The sequence below is a fragment of the Agromyces tropicus genome (genome assembly GCF_039531345.1).
In the GTDB taxonomy this organism is placed as follows: Bacteria; Actinomycetota; Actinomycetes; order Actinomycetales; family Microbacteriaceae; genus Agromyces; species Agromyces tropicus.
Genome location: NZ_BAAAPW010000001.1, coordinates 444,684 through 461,812, shown reverse-complemented (window position 1 = coordinate 461,812; position 17,129 = coordinate 444,684). Strand labels below are relative to the sequence as shown.

The 17,129-nt window shown below is 73.1% G+C and carries 16 protein-coding genes; 13 read left to right on the top strand and 3 right to left on the bottom strand.

Going from position 1 to position 17,129, the window contains the following annotated elements:
• Window positions 1–102: 102 nt before the first annotated feature.
• Together ABD230_RS02160 and ABD230_RS02155 are read right to left on the bottom strand one after the other, a co-directional pair.
• A complete protein-coding gene (locus ABD230_RS02160) occupies window positions 103–1,335 on the bottom strand; it encodes a DUF349 domain-containing protein (protein ID WP_344369118.1) in 1,233 nt (410 codons plus the stop codon).
• Window positions 1,336–1,445: 110 nt separating this feature from the next.
• A complete protein-coding gene (locus ABD230_RS02155) occupies window positions 1,446–2,216 on the bottom strand; it encodes a peptidylprolyl isomerase (protein WP_344369117.1) in 771 nt (256 codons plus the stop codon).
• A gap of 119 nt (window positions 2,217–2,335) precedes the next feature.
• On the opposite strand from ABD230_RS02155, the gene ABD230_RS02150 reads away from it, so the two are divergent.
• From ABD230_RS02150 to nusB, 13 genes are all read left to right on the top strand, one after another.
• Window positions 2,336–3,799 carry a replication-associated recombination protein A gene (locus tag ABD230_RS02150; protein WP_344369116.1) on the top strand — a complete coding sequence of 488 codons (1,464 nt, stop codon included), beginning with the start codon at window positions 2,336–2,338 and terminating at the stop codon, window positions 3,797–3,799.
• Window positions 3,800–3,983: 184 nt separating this feature from the next.
• On the top strand, window positions 3,984–4,607 hold the full coding sequence (rpsD, locus tag ABD230_RS02145) for a 30S ribosomal protein S4 (RefSeq protein ID WP_344369114.1): 624 nt from the start codon (window positions 3,984–3,986) through the stop codon (window positions 4,605–4,607).
• Between the two features lie 157 nt (window positions 4,608–4,764).
• A complete protein-coding gene (locus tag ABD230_RS02140; protein WP_344369113.1) occupies window positions 4,765–4,950 on the top strand; it encodes a hypothetical protein in 186 nt (61 codons plus the stop codon).
• A gap of 75 nt (window positions 4,951–5,025) precedes the next feature.
• Window positions 5,026–7,683 carry an alanine--tRNA ligase gene (gene alaS / locus ABD230_RS02135; protein ID WP_344369112.1) on the top strand — a complete coding sequence of 886 codons (2,658 nt, stop codon included), beginning with the start codon at window positions 5,026–5,028 and terminating at the stop codon, window positions 7,681–7,683.
• A gap of 2 nt (window positions 7,684–7,685) precedes the next feature.
• Window positions 7,686–8,156: a Holliday junction resolvase RuvX gene (gene ruvX, locus ABD230_RS02130; protein ID WP_344369111.1), complete on the top strand. Its 471-nt coding sequence runs from the start codon at window positions 7,686–7,688 to the stop codon at window positions 8,154–8,156.
• Window positions 8,157–8,160: 4 nt separating this feature from the next.
• Complete coding sequence (mltG, locus tag ABD230_RS02125; protein ID WP_344369109.1) at window positions 8,161–10,419, top strand: endolytic transglycosylase MltG; 2,259 nt, start codon at window positions 8,161–8,163, stop codon at window positions 10,417–10,419.
• Between the two features lie 2 nt (window positions 10,420–10,421).
• A complete protein-coding gene (locus tag ABD230_RS02120) occupies window positions 10,422–11,306 on the top strand; it encodes a shikimate dehydrogenase (RefSeq protein WP_344369107.1) in 885 nt (294 codons plus the stop codon).
• 24 nt (window positions 11,307–11,330) lie between these two features.
• Window positions 11,331–12,542 carry a chorismate synthase gene (aroC, locus tag ABD230_RS02115; protein ID WP_344369105.1) on the top strand — a complete coding sequence of 404 codons (1,212 nt, stop codon included), beginning with the start codon at window positions 11,331–11,333 and terminating at the stop codon, window positions 12,540–12,542.
• The gene (locus ABD230_RS02110; RefSeq protein WP_344369104.1) at window positions 12,535–13,083 is read left to right on the top strand and encodes a shikimate kinase; all 549 of its coding nucleotides are present in this window, start codon (window positions 12,535–12,537) and stop codon (window positions 13,081–13,083) included. Before aroC ends, ABD230_RS02110 begins: the two co-directional genes overlap by 8 nt.
• On the top strand, window positions 13,080–14,162 hold the full coding sequence (aroB, locus tag ABD230_RS02105) for a 3-dehydroquinate synthase (protein WP_344369103.1): 1,083 nt from the start codon (window positions 13,080–13,082) through the stop codon (window positions 14,160–14,162). The genes ABD230_RS02110 and aroB overlap by 4 nt, the downstream gene beginning before the upstream one ends.
• A gap of 49 nt (window positions 14,163–14,211) precedes the next feature.
• On the top strand, window positions 14,212–14,652 hold the full coding sequence (locus ABD230_RS02100) for a type II 3-dehydroquinate dehydratase (RefSeq protein WP_344369101.1): 441 nt from the start codon (window positions 14,212–14,214) through the stop codon (window positions 14,650–14,652).
• A 79-nt stretch (window positions 14,653–14,731) separates the two neighbouring features.
• Window positions 14,732–15,295: an elongation factor P gene (efp, locus tag ABD230_RS02095; protein WP_344369100.1), complete on the top strand. Its 564-nt coding sequence runs from the start codon at window positions 14,732–14,734 to the stop codon at window positions 15,293–15,295.
• Window positions 15,295–15,708, top strand: a complete 414-nt coding sequence (gene nusB / locus ABD230_RS02090; protein ID WP_344369099.1) for a transcription antitermination factor NusB — start codon at window positions 15,295–15,297, stop codon at window positions 15,706–15,708. Before efp ends, nusB begins: the two co-directional genes overlap by 1 nt.
• A gap of 21 nt (window positions 15,709–15,729) precedes the next feature.
• Here the strand turns inward: nusB and ABD230_RS02085 are convergent, their stop codons facing one another.
• Window positions 15,730–17,034: a glycosyltransferase gene (locus ABD230_RS02085; protein WP_344369097.1), complete on the bottom strand. Its 1,305-nt coding sequence runs from the start codon at window positions 17,032–17,034 to the stop codon at window positions 15,730–15,732.
• Window positions 17,035–17,129: the final 95 nt, after the last annotated feature.

Below are 17,129 nucleotides of genomic sequence, written 5' to 3'. Positions count from 1 at the left end.
GTCGGTCGGTCGCGACCACCCTGCGGCGGTGGAGCCCTCGACGCGAACGACCCGCCGCCGCGGATGCGGCGACGGGTCGTGAGCTCGGCTACGAGCGGCGGGTCAGCCGCCGACGGCCTTGAGCCAGGCGCGACGGGCGTCGAGCGCCTCGCGCGCCTCGGCGACGGCCTTCGCGTCGCCGGCGGCCTCGGCCTCGGCGAGCTCGGCCTCGAGCTTGGCGATCGCGTCGTGCAGCTGGCCGAGCATGCCCTCGCTGCGTGCCTTCTTCTCGGGGTCGTCGCGCTCCCAGCGCTCGTCCTCGAGCGAACGCACGTGGTTCTCGACCTTGCGGAGCCGGTCCTCGACCGACCGGACCTGGTCGCGCGGGACCCGGCCGATCTCGTCCCACTTGCGCTGGATGCCGTTGAGCTCCGAGCGCGCCGCGCGGGAGTCGGTGGCCTTCAGCAGCTTGTCGGCCTCGTCGAGGAGCGCGAGCTTCTGCTCGAGGTTCGCGCGGTATTCCTCGTCGTCGCGGGCGTCGATCTCGGCCTTGGCCTGGAAGAGCACGTCGCCGGCCGCCTTGAACTTGGCCCAGAGCGCGTCGTCGACCTTCTTGCCGGCACGGCCGGCCTGCTTCCACTCGTCGAGGAGCGCGCGGTAGTCGGGCACGCCGTCGGCGCCGCGCGGCGCGAGCGCCTCGGCGCGCTCGATGAGCCGCTGCTTGCGCTGGCGCACCTCGCGGTGCTGCGCGTCGAGCTCGGCGAAGAACGCCTTGCGGTGCTGCTCGATGGTCGAGCGCGCGGCGCGGAACCGCTTCCAGAGCTCGTTCGCCTCGCCCTTCGGCAGGCGCGGGCCGTCCTGCTGGTGCTGCTGCCACTGCGCGAAGAGCGCATCGAGCGCGGCGGAGGTCTGCTTCCACTGCGTCCGCGCCGGGTCCTGCGCGGCGAGGGACTCGGCCTCCTCGACGATGCGCGTGCGCTCGACGATGGCGTCGGCGAGGGCGGCCTTCGCCTCGGCCTGCTGCTGCGCGGTGAGCTCCTGCGTCGTGCCCGAGAGCGCGTCGAGGCGGCGTGCCAGCGACTCGAGGTCGCCGACCGCGTGGGCGTCGGCGACGCTCGCCTGGAGGGTGGCGACGGCCTTCGCGACGTCAGCGGCCGGCGCACCGCGTCGCACGCGCTGCTCGAGCAGCCCCACGGCGCCGGCCAGGTCGGCGTACTTGCGCTCGAAGTAGGCCATGGCCTCCTCCGGCGTCGCGTCGGGGTACTGCCCGACCTCGCGCTCGCCCTCGCTGGTCCGCACGAAGACGGTGCCCGTCTCGTCGACGCGGCCCCACGGTTGCTGTGCTGAATCGGTCACGGACTCACCCTGTCGTCGGTCGGATGCCGCATGCGCGGCGGATAGACGGCATCAAGCCTATTGCACCCCCGACGGGCGCGACGGTCGGCCGCGGCCCGGCGCGGGCCGGGTCATTCGACGACGAACGAGGTGATGCTCACGGGGACCACGGGTGCCCCGTCGGTGCCGTCGTCGGCCACCCCGAAGTCGGTGATGTCGGCGCGCAGCGCATCGAGCCCGTCGGTCACGCGGCCGATCACGGTGTACCCGCCGGCCGCGTCGGAGGGGATCGTCGAGTCCTCGTAGACGATGAAGAACTGGCTGCCCTGGCTCTGGTCGTCGCCGCCGACCCTGGCCATCGCGATCGTCCCGGCCGGGTACACGTCGTCGGCGGGCGCGTTCTCGATCGGGCCGTAGGAGTAGCCGGGGCCGCCGGAGCCGTCGCCGCTCGGGTCGCCGCACTGGAGCACGAAGATGCCCTCGGTCGTGAGCCGATGGCAGGTGAGGCCGTCGTAGAAGCCGGAGTCGACGAGGCTGATCGTGCTCGCGACCGCCTGCGGCGCGGCCTGCCCGTCGAGCTCGATCGACAGCGTCGTGTCGTCGAGCGCCAACTCGCCGACCCAGGTGCGGTCCTCGGCGAGGTCGGGCGAGGGCACCTCGGCCGACGCGGTGGGCGTGGGCGTGGCCGTGGGGGTCGGCTCGGCCTCGGGCGTGCCGGGACCGCCGCCGAAGTAGAAGAGCTGCGCGCCCGTCGCGAGCGTGAGGGCGACGACCAACGCGACGCCCGCGATGACGTTGTCGCGGGTGCGTCGGCGCACCGCGCGCCGGTGGACTTCCTGACGGGCCTGGTAGGTGCGCAGGCGCGTGCGCTCCTCGCGCGCCTGCCGGTCGTTCGATGCCACGCTGCTCCTTCGGGGGGATCCTGCGGGGGAGAGCCTACGCAACGGCGGCCGACCGGGGCGAATTCGCGGGGCGGATGACGCGTCCGGAGCTGTCGGCGGCCGCGATTACGCTGGTCGGCATGGTGGACACGGCTGCGGGACTGCGTGCCGGCGCGACCCCGCTCGCGGTCCGCATGCGCCCGCGAAGCCTCGACGAGGTCGCCGGCCAGCGGCACCTGCTGACGCCGGGCTCGCCGCTCGTGGCGCTCGCGGCCGACCGCACGGGCGAGTCGGGTGCCGTGTCGGTGATCCTGTGGGGTCCGCCCGGCACCGGCAAGACCACGCTCGCGCAGGCGATCGCGCGCTCCTCGGGCCGGAAGTTCGTCGAGCTGTCCGCCGTCACGGCGGGCGTGCGCGACGTGCGCCAGGTCATGGAGGAGGCGCGCGCCAACCGCGACCTCTACGGCGTCTCGACCGTGCTCTTCCTCGACGAGATCCACCGCTTCACGAAGGCCCAGCAGGACGCGTTGCTGCCCGGCGTCGAGAACGGCTGGGTCATCCTCGTCGCGGCCACGACCGAGAACCCGTCGTTCTCGGTGATCTCGCCGTTGCTGTCGCGGTCGTTGCTGCTCACGCTCGAGACGCTCGACGACGACGACCTCGCGATGCTCGTCGACCGCGCGGTCGCCGACCCGCGCGGCCTCGACGGGCGCGTGGCGCTCGACCCCGAGGCGAGGGCGGCGATCGTGCGGCTGGCCTCGGGCGACGCGCGACGGGCGCTGACCGCCCTCGAGGCCGCCTCCACCTCGGCACTGGGCGCGGCGGCGGAACCCACGTCGACGACGGATGCCGCGGCGGCCGACGACACGACGGAGCGCGGCGACGCGGCAGCGGAGGCCGGCGACGGCGCTGCGGGCGCGGAGGCCGGCGGCGGCGCGGACGGCGGAGCCGCCGTGCGTGCGGTCCCGGTCATCACGCCCGAGGTGGTCGCGCGGGCGGTCGATCGGGCGCTCCTGCGATACGACCGCGACGGGGACGAGCACTACGACGTCATCAGCGCCTTCATCAAGTCGGTCCGCGGGAGCGACGTCGACGCCGCCCTGCACTACCTGGCGCGGATGATCGAGGCGGGGGAGGATCCCCGCTTCATCGCGCGACGCATCATCGTCCTCGCGTCGGAGGACATCGGGATGGCCGACCCCACGGCGCTCGGGGTCGCGGTGGCGGCCGCCGACGCCGTGCAGTACATCGGCATGCCCGAGGGTCGCATCCCGCTGGCCCAGGCGGTGGTGCACCTCGCGACGGCACCGAAGTCCAATGCGGCGTACCTCGGCATCGACGCCGCCCTCGCGGACGTGCGCGCCGGACGCGCGGGGCGGGTGCCGAAGCACCTCCGCGACGCGCACTACCCGGGCGCGAAGCGGCTGGGGCACGGCAAGGGATACGCCTATCCGCACGACGACCCGATCGGCGTCGTGCCGCAGCAGTACCTCCCCGACCCGCTGCGCGGCGCGGTGTACTACACGCCGACCGAGCACGGCAACGAGCGCGAGGTGTCGGCGCGGCTCGCGAAGCTCCGGCGGATCGTGCGCGGCGAACGCTGATCCCGTGTCCGTGATAGGATCATCGCTGGCCTGAAGCTGGATTCTCGCGTGCGGCTGCGCGGTCTCCACGGCGAAGGGATGCGACCTGTAGCCGGTCGCCCCGTGGCGAACCCCTCTGAACATCGTCTTTCCGGCGCCGAGCGCGCCCGGAACACATCGTTTGAGAATCCTCCGAAAGGACATCGTGACCAACCAGTCCCGAAGCAAGACCCGCCTCTCGCGTGCGCTCGGCGTCGCCCTGACCCCGAAGGCCGCCCGCTACATGGAGAAGCGTCCGTACGCTCCCGGCGAGCACGGCCGCACCAAGCGCAAGCAGGACTCCGACTACGCGGTCCGCCTCCGCGAGAAGCAGCGCCTCCGCGCCCAGTACGGCATCCGCGAGAAGCAGCTCCGCATCGCGTTCAACGAGGCCCGCCGCACCGACGGCCTGACCGGTGAGAACCTGGTCGAGCTCCTCGAGATGCGCCTCGACGCGCTCGTGCTCCGCGCCGGCTTCGCCCGCACCATCTCGCAGGCCCGCCAGTTCGTCGTGCACCGCCACATCACCGTCGACGGCAAGATCGTCGACCGTCCGTCGTTCCGCGTGAAGCCGGGCCAGGTCGTGGGCGTCAAGCAGCGCTCCGAGGGCACCGAGCCGTTCCAGGTCGCGGCCGCCGGCGGCCACGTCGACGTGCTGCCCAAGGTCCCGGGCTACCTCGAGGTCGAGCTCGACAAGCTCCAGGCCAAGCTCGTGCGTCGCCCGAAGCGCGCCGAGGTGCCCGTCACGTGTGACGTGCAGCTCGTCGTCGAGTACTACGCCGCCCGCTAGTCGGTCGGTCTCCCGGACGGGGTCGCGGTTCGCCGCGGCCCCGTTCGTCGTCTCCCGACGGCCCCGTCCGTCGCCTCCCCGCGGCATCCGTCGGACGCCCTAGACTGGGAGGACGCGTGCGCACGGCGCGGCGCGACGACCCCTCGAGGAGTGAGACGTGAAGAGCATCCTGTGGTTCACCGTCGGCGTCGCGGCCGGGTTCGCGGTCGCGCACCAGGTCAACCGCACGGCGCAGGGCCGTGAGTTCTTCGAGGGTCTCGACGCCAAGGCGCGCGCGTTCGGCCGCGCCGTCGCCGAGGGGTACCACGCCCGCGAGGCGGAACTCCGCGCCGCCGAGGACTAGGCCGCCGCGGCCGACCACCATCCCGCGGTCGCCGCGGGACGCTCCACCATTCCCACGAACCCCGAGAACGGAACCATGCAGACTGCCGAGATCCGCCAGCGCTGGCTGGACTTCTTCGCCGAGCGCGGCCACACGGTCGTGCCGTCGGCCTCGCTCGTGTCGGACGACCCCTCGCTGCTGTTCACGGTCGCCGGCATGGTCCCGTTCGTGCCGTACCTCACCGGCGTGGTGCCCGCGCCCTACGACCGTGCGACGAGCGTGCAGAAGTGCATCCGCACGAACGACATCGAGGAGGTCGGCAAGACCCCTCGCCACGGCACCTTCTTCCAGATGAACGGCAACTTCTCGTTCGGCGACTACTTCAAGGAGGGGGCGATCACGTTCGCGTGGGAGCTCCTGACGACGCCGGAGGCCGACGGCGGCTACGGCTTCGACCCGAAGGACCTCTGGGTCACCGTCTACGAGGACGACGACGAGGCGCGCGAGATCTGGCGCCGGGTCGCCGGCCTCCCCGACGAGCGCATCCAGGGCCTCGGCAAGGACACCAACTACTGGCACACGGGCCAGCCCGGGCCTGCCGGCCCGTGCTCCGAGATCTTCTTCGACCGCGGACCCGCGTACGGCATCGACGGCGGCCCGGCCACGGACGACGACCGCTACGTCGAGATCTGGAACCTGGTCTTCATGCAGTACCTGATCGCCGACGTGCGGTCGAAGACCGACTTCACGATCGTGAAGGAACTGCCGAAGAAGAACATCGACACCGGCATGGGCCTCGAGCGCGTCGCCTTCATCAAGCAGGGCGTCGACAACATGTACGAGATCGACCAGGTCCGGCCCGTCCTCGACGCCGCCGCCCGCCTCTCCGGTCGCAGGTACGGTGCCGACCACGAGGACGACGTGCGCATGCGCGTCATCGCGGACCACATCCGCTCGTCGCTCATGCTCATGAGCGACGGCGTCACGCCGTCGAACGAGGGCCGAGGCTACATCCTCCGCCGCCTCCTCCGCCGCAGCATCCGCGCGATGCGCCTGCTCGGGGTCGAGGGGCCGACCTTCCGCGAGCTGTTCGCGGCCTCGCGCGACGCCATGAGGGCCGCGTATCCGGAGGTCGCGACCAGCTACGCGCAGATCGAGCAGCTCGCGCTCGGCGAGGAGGCGGCGTTCCTCCGCACGCTCACCGCCGGCACGACGATCCTCGACACCGCCGTCGCGAAGACGAAGGCCGACGGGGCGGACGCGCTGCCGGGCGACACGGCGTTCCTGCTGCACGACACGTACGGCTTCCCGATCGAGTTGACCCTGGAGATGGCGGAGGAGGCGGGCCTCGCGGTGGACCGCCCCGCGTTCGACTCGCTCATGGCCGACCAGCGCTCGCGCGCCAAGGCCGACGCGAAGTCGAAGAAGAAGGTGCTCGCCGACCTCTCGGTCTACAGCGACTTCCGCGCGAAGGGCGAGACGGTCTTCACCGGCTACACCGACCTCGTCACCGACTCGACCGTGCTCGGCATCCTCGTGGACGGCCGTCCGGCTCCGTCGGCGACCGCGGGCCAGACCGCGGAGGTCATCCTCGCGGAGACCTCGCTGTACGCCGAGTCCGGCGGGCAGGCGCCCGATCGGGGCCGCATCGTCGGCGACGGGTTCGAGCTCGAGGTGCTCGACGTCCAGAAGCCCGTCAAGGGCCTCATCAGCCACACGGTGAAGGTGACCGCCGGCGAGGTCGGCGTGGGCGTGCCCGCGACCAGCGTCGTCGACGACGACTACCGTCGCGGCGCGACGCAGGCGCACTCGGGCACGCACCTCGTGCACGCCGCACTGCGGCAGGTGCTCGGCCCCACCGCGCACCAGTCCGGTTCGTTCAACAAGGCGGGCTACCTGCGCCTCGACTACGGGTGGAACCAGGCGCTGTCGCCCGAGACCCGGAGCGAGATCGAGGAGGTCGCCAACGGCGCCGTCCGCGAGAACCTCGAGGTCGTGACGCGCGAGATGCCGATCGACGAGGCCAAGGCGCTCGGCGCGATGGCGCTGTTCGGCGAGAAGTACGGCGACATCGTGCGCGTCGTCGACATCGGCGGTCCGTGGTCGCGCGAGCTCTGCGCGGGCACGCACGTGTCGCGCAGCGCCGAGATCGGCATGATCAACATCGTCGGCGAGTCGTCCGTCGGCGCCTCCAACCGACGCGTCGAGTCGCTCGTCGGCCAGGACGCCTTCCGTCGGTTCGCCGCCGAGCGCGCGCTCGTGCAGGAGCTCACGGGCACGCTCAAGACGCGTCCCGAGCTGCTCGTCGATCGCGTCGGCGAGCTCGTCGCGAACCTCAAGGCCGCCGAGAAGAAGATCCAGGCGTTCGAGGCCAAGGCCCTCAGCGATCGCGTGCCGGACCTCGCGTCGAAGGCAGATCGCGTCGGAGACCTGCTCGTCGTCGCGGAGGCCGTGGGCCCCCTCGGCTCCGGCGACGAGCTCCGTTCGCTCGCCACCTCGGTGCGCGGGCGTCTGGGCGACGCCGCCTCGGTCGTGGCGCTCGTCGGCGAGGTGGGCGGCAAGCCGCTCGCGATCGCCGCGACCTCGCCGGCCGCGCGGGACGCGGGCGCGAACGCGGGCACGATCGCGAAGGCGATGGCCGCGGCGCTCGGCGGAGGGGGCGGCGGCAAGCCGGATCTCGCCCAGGGCGGCGGCTCGGACCTGTCCGCCATCCCGGCCGCGCTCCGCGCGGCGCGGGACGCATCGGGGGCCTGAGCATGCGTTCGGGCGCGCGACTCGGCATCGACGTCGGCCGGGCCCGCATCGGCGTCGCCCGGTGCGATCCGTCGGCGATCCTGGCCGTTCCGGTCGAGACCGTGCCGCGGAGCCCGGACGGCGAGGATGCCGACGTCCGGCGCGTGCTCGAGCTCGCGGAGGAGCACGAGGCCGTCGAACTCGTCGTGGGCAACCCGCTGTCGCTGTCGGGCGGGTCGACGGCGTCCACGGCCGATGCCGTGGGGTTCGCGGAGCGCCTCGCGGCGACCGGCGCGGCCGTCCGCCTGGTCGACGAGCGGATGTCGACCGTGAGCGCCCAGCAGGCATTGCGCTCGGCGGGGAAGTCGTCGCGGAAGCAGCGTCCCATCATCGATCAAGCCGCAGCCGTTATCATTCTGCAACACGCCATCGATGCCGAACGTGCATCGGGCACCGCCCCCGGACGCACGATCTCCGTCGAGGAAGGCCCCTGACCTCGTGACCCAGCTTCCCCCAGAGCGACGCCGCGGCGCCGAGCCGCCGTCGGACCCGCAGCGCTGGGACGACCGACGCGCCGGCTACGGATCGAACGCATCGCCCGGCGGGGGTCGCGCCCCCCGCACGCGACGCGAGCTCCGGGAGATGGAGCAGCGCCAGGCCGCTGAAGCGGAGGCGCGCAGGGCCGCAGCGCAGGAGGATCCGACGGACGCCTGGGGGGCGGATGCCGGGGCGCCCGATCCGCACGAGGGTGGGCCGTCGAACGACGGGGCCCGCGACGCGCGCGGATACGCCGCGGGCCACGACCCGCGGAATGCCGAGTCGCCCGGGTACGACCCCCGCGATGCCGGCAGGCCGGGCTACGATCCCCGCGATGCCGGCAGGCCGGGCTACGATCCCCGCGATGCCGGCAGGCCGGGCTATGACGACGCGCAGTACGGCGGGCAGTCCGGGTACGACGACGCGCGGTACGGCGGGCAGTCCGGGTACGACGATCCGCAGTACGGCGGGCAGCCGGGCTACGACGATCCCCGCTACGGCGGGCAGCCGGGCTCCGACGACCGCGGGTATTCGACGCAGGGCGGCTACGACGACCCGCGCTACGGTGCGGAGCCCGGGTACGACGATCCGCGCTCCGACGCGCAGTCGGGCCACGACCCGAGGGACGTGGGACAGCGCGGCTACGATCCGCGCCACGGCGACCGACCCGGCGGGTACGACGACCGACAGGGCTACCCGGAACAGGGCTACGACGACCGGCAGGGCTACCCGGACCGGGGCTACGGCTACGACGACCGGCAGGGCTACCCGGATCAGGGCTACGACGACCGGCAGGGCTACCCGGACCGGGGCTACGGCTACGACGACCGGCAGGGCTACCCGGACCGGGGCTACGACGACCGCGGTCAGCCGGACCAGGGCTACCCGGACCGGGCGCACGACGATCCCGGCGCCGACGCCCCGTACGCGACCGACGACCGGGTCGGGTACCCGGAGGTCGGCCGGGGCGCGGCCGAGCCCGGCGATCCCCACGCGGCCGAGGACGCCGTCAGGTCCGGTCGCGCCGGACTGGTCGCGCAGGCCGACCCGCACGAGGCCGACCCGTTCGCGGACTGGGACGACGACCCGTCGCGCCCCTCGCGCTCCGATCGCCGTTCGGCGTCGTCGTGGGAGCTCGAGGAGCACGAGCGCGAGCCCAACCGCCGACGTCGGGGTGCGTGGGGCTGCCTCATCGCCCTGCTCGTGCTCGCGGCACTCGTGGCGGGCGCGGCGTTCTTCCTGCAGGGGCCGATCACCTCGCTCGTCGAGCGATTCCAGCCGCCCGCCGACTACTCGGGCGCGGGCACGGGCGAGGTCGTCTTCATGATCAACGAGGGCGACGGCGGCGAGGCCATCGCCGCCAACCTGGAGGGACAGGACATCGTCGCGTCGGCCGAGGCCTTCATCGACGAGGTCACGAGCCGCTCGCCCGAACCCGTGTTCTACCCGGGTGCCTACCAGATGGCGAACCAGATGAGCGCCGCCGATGCGCTCGACGCCCTGCTGGATCCCGACAACAAGCTCGAGAACACGTTCGTGATCCAGGAGGGCCTGTGGGCGCGCGACGCCCTCGCTGCGGCGTCGACCGCGACCGGCATCCCGCTCGAGGACCTGCAGGCCGCGGCATCCGATCCGCAGGCGCTCGGGCTGCCAGAGCAGGCGACCAGCGTCGAGGGCTTCCTGTTCCCGGCGACGTACACGTTCGGTCCGGACGTGACCGCGCAGGAGGTCGTCCAGACGCTCGTCGACCGATCCTTCCAGGCGCTCGACGAAGCCGGCGTCGCGCCGGAGGACCGCTGGCAGACGATCATCATCGCCTCCCTCATCGAGCGCGAGGCGGGGTCTGAGACGGATGCCTACAAGGTGTCGCGCGTCATCCGGAACCGCCTCGACGAGAACCAGTTCCCCTCGCAGCTCCTGCAGTTCGACTCCACCGTGCACTACGGCACCGGCGATGACACCGTGGTGACGACGACCGACGCGGAGCGGGCGGACGAGTCGAACCCGTACAACACGTACGTCCACCCCGGTCTGCCGCCCGGTCCCATCGGCAATCCGGGCGACGTCGCGATCGATGCCGCGCAGCATCCGGCCGACGGCCCGTGGCTGTACTTCGTCACCGTCAACCTGGAGACCGGCGAGACGGTCTTCTCGGCCACGCTCGAAGAGCACGAGGCGGCGGTGGAGCAGTTCCTGCGCTACCTCGACGAGAACGGGTGAGCATGGGCGACGCCATCGACCGGGAGGCACTGGGCGCCGACGCGACGGCTCGGCCGGTCCGGCTGGCGGTGCTCGGCTCGCCCATCGCGCACTCGAAGAGCCCGGCCCTGCACCGGGCCGCGTACGACCGCCTCGGACTGGACTGGCGCTACGACGCGATGGAGGTGCCGTCCGGAGGGCTGGCGGCGTTCCTCGACCGCCTGCGAGCGGACGCGGACGCCTCGTGGCGCGGACTCTCGCTCACGATGCCGCTCAAGCACGAGGTGCTCGCGCACCTCGACGGGGCCGACCGGCTGGTCGACCTCGCGGGCGCCGCGAACACCGTCCGCTTCGCGGGCGACGGCACCCTGCAGGGCTTCAACACCGACATCGGCGGCATCGTGCGCACGCTCGCGGAGGCGGACCTCGAGCGCGTCCACCGCGGCGTGCTCGTCGGCGGCGGCGCGACCGCCGCATCGGCGCTCGTGGCCATGGCCGAGCTCGGTGCCGCCGAGGTCGACGTGTTCGTGCGCGACCCGGCACGGGCCGTCGCCGTGTCGGAGCTCGGCCGACGGGTCGGCCTCGTCGTGCGACTGCGCCCCATCGCGGAGCTCGCGGCGGCGGCATCCGCGGAGCTCGTCGTGAGCACGGTGCCCGGCGGCACCGACCTCGGCATCGCGCCGTCCGACGACCTCGTCGGCTCGGCGCTCCTGCTGGACGTCGCCTACGACCCGTGGCCGACGCGGCTGGCGGCGGGATGGATCGACCGCGGCGGGCGGGTGGCGCACGGGCTCGGGATGCTGCTGCACCAGGCGCTCCTGCAGGTGCGCGTCTTCGTCGCCGGCGACCCGTTCGAGCCCCTGCCCGACGAGGCCGGCGTGCTCGACGTCATGCGCCGGAGCGTCTGACGCCGCTGTGGGAGGATGGTGGGCATGCTCCGTTGGCTCACCGCCGGGGAATCGCACGGCCCCGAACTCGTCGCGATCCTCGAAGGCCTCCCCGCAGGCATCCCAGTCTCGCTCGACGACATCCGCGCCGACCTCGCGCGCCGCAAGCTCGGCTACGGGCGCGGCGCGCGCATGAAGTTCGAGCAGGACGAGCTCGCGGTGTCCGGCGGCGTGCGCCACGGCCTCAGCCTCGGCAGTCCCGTCGCCCTGCGCATCGGCAACACCGAGTGGCCGAAGTGGGAGCAGGTCATGAGCGCCGAGCCGGTCGACCCGGAGACGCTCGGCCGCGGCCGGGGCGCGCCGCTGACGCGCCCGCGCCCGGGCCACGCCGACCTCGTCGGCATGCAGAAGTACGGCTTCGACGAGGCCCGCCCCGTGCTCGAGCGCGCAAGCGCCCGTGAGACGGCCGCGCGCGTCGCGCTCGGCGCCGTCGCCCGCTCGTTCCTCGGCGAGCTCGGCATCCGGCTGGTGTCGCACACGGTCGCCATCGGTCCGGTCCACGTTCCCGAGGGTGCGGTGCTGCCCATGCCGTCCGACGTCGACGCGCTCGACGCCGATCCGCTGCGCTGCTTCGACGCGGCGACGAGCGACCGCATGGTCGCCGAGGTCGACGCCGCGCACAAGGACGGCGACACGCTCGGCGGCGTCGTCGAGGTACTGGCCTACGGCCTGCCCCCGGGGCTGGGTTCGCACGTCCACTGGGACCGACGCCTCGACGCGCAGCTGGCCGCGGCCCTCATGGGCATCCAGGCCATCAAGGGCGTCGAGGTCGGCGACGGCTTCCTCACCACCACCCGCCGCGGCTCCGCCGCGCACGACGAGCTGCACCTCGCCGACGGTCGCATCGTGCGTGCGAGCGAGCGCGCCGGCGGTACCGAGGGCGGCATGTCGACCGGCACCGTGCTGCGGGTCCGCGCGGGCATGAAGCCCATCGCGACCGTGCCGCACGCGCTGCCGACGATCGACGTCGCCACCGGCGAGCCCGCACCCGCCCACCACCAGCGCTCCGACGTGTGCGCGGTGCCCGCCGCCGGCGTCGTCGCCGAGGCGATGGTCGCCCTGACCCTCGCGAACGCGGTGCTCGAGAAGTTCGGCGGCGACTCGGTCGCCGAGACCCGGCGCAACCTCGAGGGCTACCTCGCGGCGATCCCCGACGCGCTCGCGAGCGAGGTCGCCGACGGCGCGGTCCGTGCCTGACGCGTCCCCTGCGGTCGGTCCGCGCGGCGGTGCGCGTCGCGTCCCGCTGCCGATCGTGCTCGTGGGCCCCATGGGCGCCGGCAAGTCGCGCGTGGGCGCCCGGCTCGCGGCATCCGTCGGCGCGCCGTTCGTCGACACCGACCAGCGGATCGTCGAGCGCCACGGACCGATCGACGAGATCTTCGCCCGCGAGGGCGAGGCCGGCTTCCGCGTGCTCGAGCGCGAGGTCGTCGCCGAGGCGCTCCGCGAGGAGGCCGTGATCTCGCTCGGCGGCGGCGCGGTGCTCGACGCCGACACCCGTGCCGATCTCGCGGACCTCGCCGTCGTGCGCCTCGACGTGACCCCTGGCGCCGTCGCGCCCCGCCTGTCGGGCGGCACGCGGCCGCTCCTCGCGGACGGCGGGCTCGAGCGCTGGATCCGGATCCGCGACGAGCGACGCCCCCTGTACGACGAGGTCGCCGGCCTCACCATCGACACCTCGCGCCGCTCGGTCGCGCGGATCGTCTCGCAGATCACCGAGTGGGCTGGAGGACGCGCATGAGCGAGCACGAGGCGACCGTGATCCGGGTCGGCGACGACGACGGGTACGACGTGCGCATCGGCCGGGGCGTCCTGGACGGCCTCGGCGAGGCGATCGGGTCGGCGGCGCGCAAGGTGCTCGTCGTGCATCCGCCCACGCTCGGGGCCCGTGCCGCCGAGCTGCGCGAGTCGCTCGGCGACCGGTTCGAGGTGCTGCTCGCCGAGGTGCCCGACGCGGAGCAGGCCAAGCGCGTGGAGGTCGCGGCGTTCTGCTGGCAGATCCTCGGCCAGGCCGACTTCACGCGGACCGATGCGATCGTCGGATTCGGCGGGGGAGCGATCACCGACCTCGCGGGCTTCGTCGCGGCGACGTGGCTGCGGGGCGTGCGCATCGTGCAGGTCCCGACGACGGTGCTCGGCATGGTCGACGCGGCGGTCGGCGGCAAGACCGGCATCAACACGAACGAGGGCAAGAACCTCGTCGGCGTCTTCCACGCGCCGGCCGAGGTGCTGTGCGACCTGGAGCTGCTCGACACGCTCCCGCGCAACGAGATCCTCGCGGGCTTCGCCGAGATCGTGAAGGCCGGGTTCATCCGCTACCCGGAGATCCTCGACGTCATCGAGGCCGACCCGGATGCCGCGACCGACCCGTCGACGCCGCAGTTCCGGCGCGTGGTCGAGCTCGCGGTCCGCATGAAGGCGGAGGTCGTCGGCGAGGACTTCCGGGAGGCGGGCCTGCGCGAGATCCTCAACTACGGGCACACGCTGGGGCACGCGGTCGAGCACGCCGAGCGGTACCAGTGGCGCCACGGCGCGGCGGTCGCCGTCGGCATGGCGTTCGCCGCGGAGCTCGGTCGCCTCTCCGGGCGGCTCTCCGACGAGGTCGCCGACCGCCACCGGCGCGTGCTCGACCTGCTGAGCCTGCCGACGTCGTACCCGGCCGGGCGCTGGAGCACGCTGCTGGCGACCATGCAGCGCGACAAGAAGGCGCGCGCGGGCCAGCTGCGCTTCATCGTGCTCGACGACCTCGCCAAGCCGACGGTCATGCTCGCGCCCGACCAGTCGCTGCTGTTCGCCGCGTACCAGGAGATCGCGTCCTGAGGCGAGTCCCGGCCGCGGCCGGCGGATGCCGCGCCGATAGGCTTCCGGCATGACCACGATCCTCGTCCTGAACGGGCCGAACCTCGGGCGGCTGGGCACGCGCGAGCCGGAGGTGTACGGCTCCGAGACCCTCGCCGACATCGGCGCGAGCCTCGCGGCATCCGTCCCGGACGGCGTCGAGGTCGACCTGCGCCAGACGGACGACGAGGCCGAGCTCATCGGCTGGATCCACGAGGCCGTGGACCGCCGGCTCCCGGTGGTGCTGAACCCGGCGGCGTTCACGCACTACAGCTACGCGCTGCGCGATGCCGCGGCGCAGCTGAAGACGGCGGGCGTGCCGCTCGTCGAGGTGCACCTGTCGAACCCGCACGCGCGGGAGGCGTTCCGGCACACCAGCGTGATCTCGGGCGTCGCGACGGGCGTCATCGCCGGCTTCGGGTCGGACTCCTACCGCCTCGCGGTGGACTGGCTCCTGCGATCGCCCAGCTGAGTCGACTACACTCGACCAGTCGCACGCCCGTCCGGCGTGCCCGCTGACTTCCCCTCACCATCGAACGGAAAGCACTTCCATGGCATCCACCGCTGACATCAAGAACGGCGTCGTCCTGAACATCGACGGCCAGCTCTGGAGCGTCGTCGAGTTCCAGCACGTCAAGCCCGGCAAGGGCGGTGCGTTCGTGCGCACGAAGCTCAAGAACGTCGTGTCCGGCAAGGTCGTCGACAAGACGTACAACGCGGGCGCCAAGGTCGACATCGAGAACGTCGACCGCCGCGACTTCACCTACCTGTACAGCGACGGCGACGGCTTCGTGTTCATGGACACGACCGACTACGACCAGGTCACCGTCCCGGCCGCGGTCGTGGGCGACGCGAAGAACTTCATGCTCGAGAACCAGGCGGTCACGATCGCGCTGAACAACGGCAACCCGCTCTACGTCGACCTGCCCGCCTCGGTCGTGCTCGAGATCACCTACACCGAGCCCGGTCTCCAGGGCGACCGGTCGTCCGGCGGCACCAAGCCGGCGACGGTCGAGACCGGCTACGAGATCCAGGTCCCGCTCTTCCTCGAGACCGGCACCAAGGTCAAGGTCGACACCCGCTCCGGCGAGTACCTCGGCCGCGTGAACGACTAGTGAGCGCCCGTACGAAGGCGCGCAAGCGCGCCCTCGACCTGCTCTACGCGGCCGACCTGCGCCAGGTCCCGGTCGAGCGGCTGCTCGCCGCCGAGGCGGAGCGCGCGGTGAACGAGCCCGAGCGGCAGGCGTCGTGGCTGTACGCGCGCGAGATCGTGGACGGCATCGTCGACCACCGCGACGAGATCGACGAGCTCATCACGACGCACTCGCGCGGCTGGACCATCGAGCGGATGCCCGCGGTCGACCGCGCCCTGCTGCGCATCGGGGTCTGGGAGATCGTCTACAACGACGAGGTGCCCGATCCCGTCGCGATCGCGGAGGCGGTCGAGGCGGCGACGGTGCTCTCGACCGACGACTCCGCGGGCTTCGTCAACGGACTGCTCGCGGCCGTGTCGCACTCGAAGGGCTGACGGGCAGCCCGACGGCACTCGTCAGGCCCCGGGCGTGACCGGGCGCTGCGCTCGGCGGCGGTCGACGAGCGCCATCGTGTGGGCGACGACCTCGCGCGGCCCGTCGTGCGCGCGCAGCGCGCGCCCGATCGCCTCGGCACGTTCCCGGAAGCCGGGGGCCGATGAGAGCCGTCGCCAGGCGCGCAGGATCGCCCGCGGCGACGGCCTGCCGGTGCGGAGGTCGATGCCCGCCCCAGCCCACGCCACCCGTGCGGCGATGACGGGCTTGTCGATGTCGCCGCCGGCGACGATGAGCGGGATGCCGTGCGAGAGCGCCGCGAGCACGCCGCCCCACCCGCCGTTGGTGATCATCGCGCCGGTCCGGGGGAGGAGCTCCGCGTAGTCGACGAGCCCGGCGACGTACGCGTTCGGCGGAGCCGGGAACGGCAGTTCGGGCGCGTCCGCGCGGCCGGTCGTCGCCACGATCGAGACGGGCTGTCGGCCGAGGGCCGCGAACGCCGGCCGGATGAGGTCGTCGGGGTCGACGTTGAGCGTGCCCTGCGTGACGTGCACGATCGGACGGTCCTCGGGCAGCTGCGTCCACCAGTGGGGCGGATCGGGGCGGATCGATCCCGTCGGGGCGAGCGCGCCGACGAACTCGATGCGCACGGGCCAGCCGGATCGCGGGAACTCGAGCTCGGGAACGCCGGAGGCGCAGACGAGGTCGGGGGAGTGCCATGCGGCGTCGAGCGGCGCATCGGTCGGCGGCAGTCCGGATGCCGCGCGCTGCGCGTCGTACGCGCGCTGGATGCCACGGGCCGCCAGCGCGAGCGTCGAGTTCAGGACCCGATCGCGGATCCGGCCGAGCGGCCCCCTGGCCGGCCGGAACGGGAGGATCGGCGGCGGGAGCTCCGGCGTCGGGATCGAGAGCGGGACGATGCTGACCGTGACGGACGGCGTCCCCGTGCGCTCGGCGGCGAAGTGCGTGCCGAGGCTGAGCCCGTCGGCGACGATCACGTCCCATGGCCGCTGCCCGTACGCCGCGACGAGGTCGTCGCCCTGCGCCGCGCCGGTGCCGACGAACAGGTGCTCGACGTTGGCGAGCAGTTGTCGTGGACCCTTCCGATCCCGCAGGGCGGGGAAGGTCGCGGCAATGTCGTGCTCGTCGAAGTCGGGTGCGACCGACCAGAGGACGACCTCGGCGCCGAGCGTGGCGAACCGGTCGGCGTAGGCGCGGCCCGTGTAGACGCGGACCCGGTGGCCGGCCTCCACGAATGCGTCGGCGACCGCGGCGAGCGGGGCGACGTGGCCCGCGAAGGGCATCACGGCGATCATGACGTCGGCCATGGGCCATTGCAGCACGGAGCCGGGTGCGGCAGCCAGCCCCCGACCGCGGATGCCCCCGTTCGGGGGCGCACTGCGGGTGGACCCGGAGGGACGGG

Excerpts from the sequence above, each read along its gene's own strand:
- efp (WP_344369100.1), top strand. The coding sequence starts at position 14,732 with ATGGCATCCACCGCTGACATCAAGAACGGCGTCGTCCTGAACATCGAC.
- ABD230_RS02085 (WP_344369097.1), bottom strand. The coding sequence starts at position 17,034 with ATGGCCGACGTCATGATCGCCGTGATGCCCTTCGCGGGCCACGTCGCC.
- ABD230_RS02100 (WP_344369101.1), top strand. The coding sequence starts at position 14,212 with ATGACCACGATCCTCGTCCTGAACGGGCCGAACCTCGGGCGGCTGGGC.
- ABD230_RS02150 (WP_344369116.1), top strand. The coding sequence starts at position 2,336 with ATGGTGGACACGGCTGCGGGACTGCGTGCCGGCGCGACCCCGCTCGCG.
- alaS (WP_344369112.1), top strand. The coding sequence starts at position 5,026 with ATGCAGACTGCCGAGATCCGCCAGCGCTGGCTGGACTTCTTCGCCGAG.
- aroB (WP_344369103.1), top strand. The coding sequence starts at position 13,080 with ATGAGCGAGCACGAGGCGACCGTGATCCGGGTCGGCGACGACGACGGG.
- ruvX (WP_344369111.1), top strand. The coding sequence starts at position 7,686 with ATGCGTTCGGGCGCGCGACTCGGCATCGACGTCGGCCGGGCCCGCATC.
- aroC (WP_344369105.1), top strand. The coding sequence starts at position 11,331 with ATGCTCCGTTGGCTCACCGCCGGGGAATCGCACGGCCCCGAACTCGTC.
- ABD230_RS02120 (WP_344369107.1), top strand. The coding sequence starts at position 10,422 with ATGGGCGACGCCATCGACCGGGAGGCACTGGGCGCCGACGCGACGGCT.